The organism is Rivularia sp. UHCC 0363 (assembly GCF_034931125.1).
Taxonomy (GTDB): Bacteria; Cyanobacteriota; Cyanobacteriia; order Cyanobacteriales; family Nostocaceae; genus Rivularia.
In genome coordinates, this window is record NZ_JAYGHM010000070.1 from 1 (window position 1) to 9,950 (window position 9,950).

The 9,950-nt window shown below is 40.1% G+C and carries 10 protein-coding genes; 4 read left to right on the forward strand and 6 right to left on the reverse strand.

From position 1 onward, the window contains the following. Positions 1 to 69: 69 nt before the first annotated feature. The gene (locus tag VB797_RS28375; protein ID WP_323241116.1) at positions 70 to 702 is read left to right on the forward strand and encodes a ParA family protein; all 633 of its coding nucleotides are present in this window, start codon (positions 70 to 72) and stop codon (positions 700 to 702) included. Continuing rightward, the gene (locus VB797_RS28380) at positions 702 to 1,430 is read left to right on the forward strand and encodes a hypothetical protein (protein ID WP_323241117.1); all 729 of its coding nucleotides are present in this window, start codon (positions 702 to 704) and stop codon (positions 1,428 to 1,430) included. The genes VB797_RS28375 and VB797_RS28380 overlap by 1 nt, the downstream gene beginning before the upstream one ends. A 33-nt stretch (positions 1,431 to 1,463) precedes the next feature. Here VB797_RS28380 and VB797_RS28385 read toward each other — a convergent pair whose 3' ends face one another. The 4 genes from VB797_RS28385 to apcB all read right to left on the reverse strand — a co-directional run bounded on the left by VB797_RS28385 (position 1,464) and on the right by apcB (position 4,595). Beyond that, entirely contained in the window at positions 1,464 to 2,357 is an 894-nt protein-coding gene (locus VB797_RS28385) for an alpha/beta hydrolase (RefSeq protein WP_323241118.1), read from the reverse strand. 227 nt (positions 2,358 to 2,584) lie between these two features. Further along, positions 2,585 to 2,863 (reverse strand): hypothetical protein, encoded by a 279-nt coding sequence (locus tag VB797_RS28390; protein WP_323241119.1) that lies wholly within the window; start codon positions 2,861 to 2,863, stop codon positions 2,585 to 2,587. A 261-nt stretch (positions 2,864 to 3,124) separates the two neighbouring features. Continuing rightward, the gene (locus tag VB797_RS28395) at positions 3,125 to 3,997 is read right to left on the reverse strand and encodes a TlyA family RNA methyltransferase (RefSeq protein ID WP_323241120.1); all 873 of its coding nucleotides are present in this window, start codon (positions 3,995 to 3,997) and stop codon (positions 3,125 to 3,127) included. Between the two features lie 88 nt (positions 3,998 to 4,085). Continuing rightward, the gene (gene apcB, locus VB797_RS28400; protein WP_323241121.1) at positions 4,086 to 4,595 is read right to left on the reverse strand and encodes an allophycocyanin subunit beta; all 510 of its coding nucleotides are present in this window, start codon (positions 4,593 to 4,595) and stop codon (positions 4,086 to 4,088) included. Between the two features lie 362 nt (positions 4,596 to 4,957). Here apcB and glnA point away from each other — a divergent pair, with 362 nt between their 5' ends. Then, positions 4,958 to 6,373 (forward strand): type I glutamate--ammonia ligase, encoded by a 1,416-nt coding sequence (gene glnA, locus VB797_RS28405; RefSeq protein WP_323241122.1) that lies wholly within the window; start codon positions 4,958 to 4,960, stop codon positions 6,371 to 6,373. Between the two features lie 228 nt (positions 6,374 to 6,601). Here the strand turns inward: glnA and VB797_RS28410 are convergent, their stop codons facing one another. Next, complete coding sequence (locus VB797_RS28410; RefSeq protein ID WP_323241123.1) at positions 6,602 to 6,802, reverse strand: hypothetical protein; 201 nt, start codon at positions 6,800 to 6,802, stop codon at positions 6,602 to 6,604. Positions 6,803 to 7,524: 722 nt separating this feature from the next. On the opposite strand from VB797_RS28410, the gene VB797_RS28415 reads away from it, so the two are divergent. Continuing rightward, entirely contained in the window at positions 7,525 to 8,706 is a 1,182-nt protein-coding gene (locus VB797_RS28415; RefSeq protein ID WP_323241124.1) for an aldo/keto reductase, read from the forward strand. Positions 8,707 to 9,175: 469 nt separating this feature from the next. Here the strand turns inward: VB797_RS28415 and VB797_RS28420 are convergent, their stop codons facing one another. Beyond that, positions 9,176 to 9,883: a M15 family metallopeptidase gene (locus VB797_RS28420; protein ID WP_323241155.1), complete on the reverse strand. Its 708-nt coding sequence runs from the start codon at positions 9,881 to 9,883 to the stop codon at positions 9,176 to 9,178. Positions 9,884 to 9,950 lie beyond the last annotated feature (67 nt).

The window sequence follows — 9,950 nt, forward strand, 5'->3', positions numbered from 1 at the left end:
TAACTCCCTCTCCGCTTGTCCCCAAAACGCGGTATATTTTGTGATATGAGCATTGGGGGTAAAGGATAGATGCCAAAAATTATAGCTATCCTCAACGGTAAGGGAGGAGTTGGTAAAACCACTACCTCAATTAATCTTGCTGCATCTTTCGCGGAGAAAAAAAAGGTACTTTTGGTAGATGCGGATGTCCAAGGTTCGGCTAGTTGGTGGTTCTCTAGGAGTGATTCGGGGATGGGCTTCGATTTATCTCAAGAGACAAATCCCAAATTATTAAGTAGTTTACGTTCTATAAAAGGTTACGATTTAGTAGTAGTCGATACGCCCCCAGCGCTGCATTCTCAAGCATTAGCAGCAGTAATCACAAATGCAGATTATTTGGTTTTGCCAACACCCCCAGCACCAATGGATTTAGCCGCTTTGATTGAAACGGTCAAAGAAGCAGTCACTCCTGCGGGTACTCCCCATCGAGTGCTGTTAACAAAAGTGGATACGCGAAGTTTGAGAGAAGCGATCGAAGCTCAAAATACTCTTTTACAGTTGGGAATTCCCGCTTGTAATGCGTTTATTCGTATTTACAAAGCCCATGAAAGAGCGGCGCTTGAGGGTGTTGCGATTACTCAATGGCGAGGGAAAAACGCACGGGAAGCGGAGTCTGACTATCGTCGTGTGGCTGATGAATTACAGCGTGATTGGAGGAAATAATGGCTAAAAAAAATCTTTCAGATTTAATCCAAGAAGAATCAAACAAAACTACTCAAGGTAAATCAACGATTGATGTCCCTGCATCGGAGGTAAAAGAAGTGAACAAAGAAAACACCGCTTCTGATATTGATTTAGAAGCTACTGTCAAAGAATTGCAAGAAACTTTAAACAAAACTAAAAAAAACGAAGAAACTTTACGTCAGCAAGCTAAAGAATTTGAATCTACAATTGCTAAACAGGATAAATTATCCAAGCAGTTGCAAAAAGAAGTAGAAGAAGCTAAAAAAATTGGAGATTTACAAGATACTCTCGAAGGATTAAAACAAGAATTAAAAACAGCGCGTGAAAACGAAAAAAGCTTAGAGAAGCTAATTGGAGAGTTACAGTTAACTTTAAAAGAGAAAGATGAATTGGCAGAAAAGCTCACCGTAGAACTTTATGCAGCGAAAAAAGATGCTTTACAGTTAGCAGAAGCAAATACCAAACTGACAGCAGAAATGAACGCAGCCCAGAAAATTGCTGAGATGCAACCGGCTTCCAGACAACCAGCTTCCAAACAACCTGCTGCTAAACAACGAGTTCCCAATCAATCTGCTATAGTTCAACCCAAGAAAGATTACTCATCCACATTATCCTATAGAAAAAGTTACTCTCGTCCAACTGGGCCATTACCCGAACATCAACCCCAAGATTCTGATAATTCCGCTCCGATGTGGTTGTTGGATTAATCAATTAACAATTAACAATGACCTAACAAAAATCTAAAATCTAAAATCTAAAATTTCCTGTGCCGTAACTTCTGGCTGTTCTAAATGGGGAACGTGTCCGCTATATTTAATCCAAGTTAGTGTACTATGAGGAATTGCCCGTTCAAATTTTTGGGCATCCTTAGTACCTAATATTTTATCTTCATCTCCCCACAGTATCAGTGTTTCTTGCTTAATTTCTTCTAGTTGCTTTGCTTTAAAGGCTTGATAACCGCCACTTTTTGTAAAAGTAATTAAAGCTTGACTCCAGTTAGGCATTTCTAAATGTAACGCACCACAAAATAAAGCATCTTGAGTTGCTAATTGTTTATTTTTATAAGCTGTGCGGCTGATGCTTTGACGTACTTTACGATTTTTCAAAAATTCTGTTGCGAAATAATCTAACGGTGGAAACATCAATTTACTTACAGGTGAACTACCCGTCAAACCAGCACTATCAATTAATACCAATTTTTTAACTACTTCTGGATAAGCCAAAGTAAAATCAATCGCTGCTGCTCCTCCCATTGAAGCACCGACTAATATTACAGGTTGATTAATTAAGCTTTTCCAAAAACAATAAAGATGGGTTTTAATTTCATTGGGGCTGTTTATCCCCGCAACTCGATCGCTAAAGCCAAAACCTAATAAATCAACAGCCCAAGTTTCATTTTGTGCTGCTAGTAATGGTAACAAACGACGGTATTCCAACACCGAACTATCAAAACCGTGTATAAGTAAAAACGGCGTACCACCATTACCTTGATGCACGTAAGTTGTATTAATTGGCTGTTCGCTTAAGGGAGTTGTCAGAGGTGTTTGCTGTAGGATTTTAGCAAGAGCAATTGAACCAGGTTCCGTTAATTGCTCAACCCCAGCAGGAAGAAATTTTGGAAACTTAGTAAGCATAAATATTATTTTATCTTGTGGTGTGTCCTTAAAAGAGTTAGAAGTTAGGAGTTAGAAGTTAGAAGCTAAATCACCCTCACTCTGGCTATGGTGGGGCTACTCAAACAAAGCCCACCTGCGTGGGCTGAATTAAGCGCATCTTTATGCAGAAATGTTATAAGTTTTTTGATAGCGTTATCCGCGAAATTAGTGCAGCATTAAACCCTACGGATGATAGCTAAAATTACTCATAGGCTTAGTGGAAGTGATTCGTATTCTTCATAAATTCTGACAGCAGCTTCTAGGTATCGATCTAATAGACGACGATTGGATGTATCAGGTAATAATAATTCAACAGCCGATATAGCTTCCATTATTCCACCATGCTCTTCTCCATCTTTAAAAGCTGAGATAGAACCCCACAGTCGAGCTATGGCAGTTTGGATTTCTTCCCTTCCAGGGATATACCATGTTTTTTGACTAATCTCAAGACACTGTAAAGAAGTCAAAACATTTTGCTTCTCCATTGCTTGCAGAATATGTTTATTAAGCTTGGAGAGTTTGTCCGATTTAAATTCAGATTAATATATTTCTATGCATTCTACTGCCCATTCGATTGCCAAACTATAGTGATATTTTTGTAGTTTGAGTGCAATTGGATAAGCCCACATTATGCTTTTTTGCGTTATATTTTGTTTTATTTTGTCTATTATTTCTTTCATAACTGTAACTATGTCTAGCGATCGCCATTTACAAACATTACTAATATCAGATGTAAGATATCTAATTTAACTTTGCTTCAAACTAGCAATAGCATCAGAAGTTATTTGCTTAATAGCCGCTAAATCAAGCTGTATAGTATCACTTTCACATCCCAACCATAAGAGATACTCGATATTTCCAGCAGGACCAGTAATAGGCGACCAAGTTAAACCTTTGTAAAACCATCCTAACTCTATAGCAGTTTGCAAAACTTGAAAAATTGCATCAGCTTGGTCATTCGGGTTACGCACAACCCCTTTCTTTCCAACTTTGTTTTTTCCAACTTCAAACTGTGGTTTTACTAACAACAAAGCTTCGCGAGGAGATTGTAAAAGTTGCCACAGCGCAGGCAAAATTTTAGTTAAAGAAATAAACGATACATCTACCACAGCCAAATCAGGAAATTCTTTTTCCTCATCTCCCCCTCTCCCCATCTCCCCATCTCCCCCTCTTCCCCCTCCCTCCTCGACTCCATACAAATCCTCCGGAGTCAAATGCCGTAAATTAGTACGTTCACGTAAAACCACCCGCGCATCATTTCGCAAACGCCAATCAACTTGTCCGTAACCGACATCAATACCGTAAACTAATTTAGCACCCGCTTGTAGCAAACAATCAGTAAATCCACCAGTAGAAATCCCGCCATCCAGACAAACACGTCCTTTTACAGGAATAGAAAAACTATCCAAAGCCTTAACTAACTTTTCCCCACCACGAGAAACAAAACGCGACTTTTGCTTAACCTTAATTTCCGCAGCTACATCAACAGACGTTCCCGCTTTATCCACCAACTGATTATCAACTTGTACCTCACCAGCTTGAATCAACCGTTGCGCTTGCTGACGAGACGAAGATAAACCGAGTTCTACTAATAAAACATCAAGTCTTTGTTTAGTCATTGGGGTGTTGAAAGTTAGGAGTTAGGAGTTAGGAGTTAGGAGTTAGGAATTTATCCCAACACCCTCTCTCCTTGTCTCCCCATCATAATTAAATGTCCGTTTCGCTCAACTCTCTAGTCATATAGTCAAAAGGTTCGTCTACAAAGCTGGTATCGTCAATACCCGCAGATGCAACTTGCTCTTTGACCATATCTTTCATGATTTGGATACCGGCAACTGTAGGAGCGATCGGCACTCCTAAAGAGTTGTAAGTTTCGCGTAATCCTTGCAATACTCGCTCGTCCAACACGTCCATGCTGCCAGCAACTAAAGCATAAGTTGCATAGCGCAAGTAATAATCCATATCCCGCAGACAAGCCGCATAACGACGAGTTGTATAAGCGTTTCCACCGGGACGAATCAATTCTGGCTGGTCTTCAAATAACTTAACAGCAGATTCTTTGACGATGAAAGCTGCATTGGAATTAATTGCAGCAGCAGCTTGTACTCTTTGGGTACCGCTTTCAAAATAAGATTTAAGCGAATCTACTGCATTTCTATCGAAATACCGACCGCTCACGTCATAATTCTTAATTAAATTTGTTACGGCATCTTGCATTTTTATTATCCCCCAATCATTTTAATGGCTACGATTTGATATTAATTTGGCTAATATTCCATCAAAAACCTATTTTGTGGTAACTTAACCAAAAACTGGCACAAAAGCAATCCATACTACTTAAGGATTTTATGCCAAAGTTGACCCTCAGAAGATGAACTTTTATTTTTGTGTAGATGATTTATTAAAAGGTTAACATGACCTTTAGAATAGACTTTCTGTAACAAATGATACTCTTTTTGGTCTTCCCTCTATTTAGGATATTCCAGGTGTGTCAACAAGTGGTTTCAGCAACAGAAGGGTCAACAGTTTTTGAAGATTTCAGTTTTAATCCATTGCGTATCGGCAAATAAGGAGTAACCATGACAACCCCACAAGAAGTCTTGAAAATGATTCAAGACAATAAAATTCAGATGATCGATCTGAAATTCATCGATATGCCAGGGATTTGGCAGCATTTAACAATGTTCCAAGACCAGATCGATGAAAGTTCCTTCACCGAGGGTGTACCATTCGACGGTTCCAGCATCAGGGGTTGGAAAGCCATTAACGAGTCAGATATGTCAATGGTGTTAGATCCAAATACTGCTTGGATCGACCCTTTCATGCAAGAACCCACCCTCAGTATTGTATGTAGTATTAAAGAACCCCGCACGGGTGAATGGTACGATCGCTGTCCTCGGGTAATTGCTCAGAAAGCAATTGATTATTTAGTAGCATCCGGTGTCGGTGATACGGCATATTTCGGTCCAGAAGCGGAATTTTTCATCTTTGACGATGTTCGCTTTGACCAAACCCAGAACTCAGGCTACTACTACGTAGATTCTGTAGAAGGGCGTTGGAATTCCGGTAAAGATGAAGGTCCCAACCTCGGTTACAAGCCAAATTATAAATCGGGTTACTTCCCCGTTGCTCCAACTGACACCTCGCAAGATATGCGGACGGAAATGCTGCTGACCATGTTAGAATGCGGCGTTCCCATTGAAAAGCATCACCACGAAGTTGCTACAGGTGGTCAGTGCGAATTGGGTTTCCGTTTTGGTAAGCTAGTTGAAGCAGCCGATTGGTTGATGACTTACAAGTACGTAATCAAGAACGTAGCTAAGAAATACGGTAAATCAGTTACCTTCATGCCCAAGCCCGTATTCCAAGATAACGGCTCCGGTATGCACACCCATCAATCTATCTGGAGAGACGGCAAGCCTTTGTTTGCAGGCGATAGTTATGCAGGAATGAGCGAAATGGGACTTCACTACATTGGTGGAATTCTCAAGCACGCACCAGCACTTTTGGCATTGACTAACCCCAGCACCAACTCTTACAAGCGATTGGTACCCGGTTACGAAGCACCAGTAAACTTGGCTTACTCCCAAGGAAACCGTTCCGCTTCCGTGCGTATTCCTCTGGCTGGCGACAACCCCAAAGCTAAGCGTTTGGAATTCCGTTGTCCCGATGCAACTTGTAACCCCTATCTAGCCTTTGCTGCGATGCTTTGTGCTGGTTTAGATGGCATTAAAAATAAAATCCATCCCGGTGAGCCTTTAGATAAGAACATCTACGAACTTTCTCCAGAAGAACTAGCTAAAGTTCCTTCTACACCAGGTTCTCTAGATTTAGCTTTAGAAGCTCTTGAAAAAGACCACGATTTCTTAATCGAAGGTGGAGTATTCACCCAAGACTTCATAGAAAACTGGATTTCTTACAAGTTAGACACCGAAGTCAACCCCATGCGTTTACGTCCTCATCCTTACGAATTTTCGCTTTATTACGATTGTTAATTTGGGAAACAAGAAAACTAGCACTCTACGAATTTAGATCCCCCCAACCCCCCTTGGAAAGGGGGGCTTTGATCAATTCCAAATGATTAAAAATCATAAATTAAGCCACCCGTCTAAAGGTGGCTTTTTTTGGCTCTTGGAGAGGATGAGGGGTGAGATGATGGGGAGAAAATTCTTAATTATTAACTCTTAACTCCTCACTCCTAACTCCTAACTCCCGTCAGGGCTTTAGCTCATCGTCGCACAGCTGGTGTCATAGCTCATCCACCCAGCGGGGGTTATCTTTCCTTGAGTTGGGTTCCAATAGCGAGACGTTTCTTCAGGAAGACCAAGTTGCTCTCCCACACGTCCGAGCATTGATTGCTGACGATTTTTAATTGTTTGATAATGACCTTGCATTAACGCACGCGCTTTTTCTTGGATATTCATATGTACTCCTTATATTTAATCAATATTTAGTAAGATTATTTTTGCTTTCCTCTATCTTACAATCAATTCTGTAACAATGGCTACGGTTTTCCAACTTTGTTATCAAAAGAATATATAAAGTTATATGAACTGTGTTAGTCTCTGTGTGGGAATCTATGTTGAGAGGATATAAATGCTGCAAATTATCTGCTGTCAACTTGTCAGCTAAAGACAGTAAGTTATGTTTAGATATGGTTAATAACTTGCGAATAGAGCCAATATCTAATAACGAAATTTTGGCGATAAGCCTTCGGCATGGCTTCGCTAACGCCATACTATCTTGAAGGGATATAATCTGGTGTCTGGTAGTGCGACGCTGGTTGTAACGAGCGACCAAGATGGTCGCACTACCAATGTCTTATCCATCATATTTAATGTGGTGGAGTACTAGTCTTGATAAGAACCGGAGGCAGAGCCTCTAAATCCTAGCTCCCAGGCTCGATCTGGGAACCATAATAAACCCGCGCAGGCGGTGAATCCACCCCCGTGCTGAGGAACACGACCGTTGAGGGGAGTGGTGTTAGCGGAGCTAGGCGTTAGCCTTACCCGGAGGGGTTTTGCTTGTGTAGCAGCGGTAACAAAGCGCCAACTATCTAATCAGAAATCCGGGTTCTATACGTAAATCCCCATCTATACTAGTTAATATTAATTTTAGTTACTATTCCTAAATTCTAAATTTCCTAATGCTATACAGACGATTTGGACGCACCGAATTACAAATGCCTGTTTTCTCCTGCGGTGGGATGCGATATCAATACAAATGGCAAGATGTCCCCCAAAAAGAGATTCCTCACAAAAATCAGGAAAATTTGGAAGCAACAATTGAAAAATCTTTAGAAATCGGTATCAACCATATTGAAACTGCTCGCGATTACGGTACTTCTGAGATGCAGTTAGGGAAAATCCTACCTAAATTTCCTCGCGATCAATTAATAATCCAAACTAAAGTAGGTCCAAAGGCAGATGCAAAACAATTTGAAAAGACTTTAGAACAATCTTTCAAAAATCTGCGTTTAGACTATATTGATTTATTAGGAATTCACGGTATTAACAATGCCGAAACTTTAGAAAATACGATGCGTCCCGGTGGTTGTTTAGATATTGCCAGAAAGTTTCAAGCCCAAGGGAAAATTAGATTTATTGGCTTTTCTACACACGGACCAACGGATATTATTGTCGAAGCAATTAATACTAATCAATTTGATTATGTTAACCTGCATTGGTATTACATTAATCAAGATAATTGGGCTGCAATAGAAGCTGCTACCGATCGCGATATGGGAGTATTTATCATCAGTCCTTCCGATAAAGGTGGTAAACTTTACGATCCACCAGAGAAGTTAGTTAAGCTTTGCGCTCCTTTATCACCGATGGTATTTAATGACTTATTTTGTTTGAGTCATCCTCAAGTACACACTTTATCATTAGGTGCAGCGAAACCAACGGACTTTGACGAACATTTGAAAACCATTAATTTATTAGATCGAGCTTCAGAAATATTACCGCCAATTTTAACTAGATTAGAGCAAGAGGTGATCGCCACTTTAGGAGAAGATTGGGCGAAAAATTGGCACGTCGGCTTACCCAAGCACGAAGAAACACCAGGAAACGTAAATATTCCAATAGTCTTGTGGTTGCGGAATTTGACTGTTGCCTACAACATGAAAGAATATGCAAAAATGCGCTATAACCTTTTAGGAAGCGGGGGACATTGGTTTCCCGGTAATAAAGCCAATCAAATCGATCAATTAGACTTGCGATCGTGCTTGCAAAATAGTCCTTATGCCGATAGAATTCCCGGTATCCTTGCAGAAGCAGATCGGATTTTAGGGGGTGAAGAAGTAAAACGGTTATCGCAAAGTTGATAGTTGTTAGTTGATAGTAGTTATATTCACCTTTATCTACTAAGCTGTTACGCATTTAATTTGTATAATACTAGCGAGCAAGATGCATGTCCTTACGGACACGCTGCGCTACCGCACTACAATATTTTCAGGTTTTCCTGTTATACAATTTAGCTGCACATCAGCTTAACTATAGAAATCCTGGATAATTAGTAAAATTGTAAGTAGTGGGCTAGTGCAACGTATCCGTAAGGACAAGCATCTTATACAAATTGTGTATTAGGCTACGCTTAATCGCCCTCACTCTAGAAGAGTGGGGCTAACCCAACGAAGCCCACCTGCGCGTTGCTCAATTTAGCGCATCTTTATAAAGAAATGTTATTACTCTTTAATACAAGCGAGCAAGTTGAATTATATTTACACTAGATGATAATCCAGTCCGTGCAGGCGGACTTTGTTTGTGTAGCCAATCATATTTACTAATAACCAACTAAAACAACCTTCCATAACAAGCGATACACTTATTATCCAAATTCGCTTCATTCTTCAACCAAGCCCACATTTGATCGCCAAATGAAAAATGCCACCATTCTTTAGGATTGCGTGTAAATCCAGCCTTTTCCATCACATCTTTTAATAACAAACGGTTAGCGTGATAGCGTGGTGCTTGTTCAATTTGAATATCAATATAATAATCGGGAAGCGATCGCTCGGAAAGCTCATCAATTGACGAACCCATATGCACGATTTGTCCCATTTCATCAACCAAAGTTACATCTACAGCAGCACCAGTAGAGTGGGGAGGTGGTGTTTTTTTATTCAAACTGGGTTCAGCCCAAATTTTATAAACTTCTTCCCAAATACTTTGTTTTTGTGCTTCTGATAAAGTTAACTCTCTCAATCCTTTTTCCCTAACAGCTTGCGAAAAAGTATAGTTAACCATAAACTTTTGCACCGCTACAGGACGATAAGCATCAAAAATTTGGATACGCCAATCCGGACGTATTTGTTGTAGATATTTTTGAGCCTCGAACAAATAATTGACAACACTTTCACGAGCAAAATAAGGAGAATGTTCTCCATAAGGTGCGCCTAATTTCTCATAAGGATGAGGAGATTCCACCGCAAAATCTTGCAAAGGGATTTCGATAAAACGTTCGCCACATTCAACAATTTCAATATTATGATAAGGTCTCATTGGATTTTGGATTTTAGATACTTCGGCAAGCTCAGCACAAGTTTTAGATTTTGGATTGAGAGTTGGG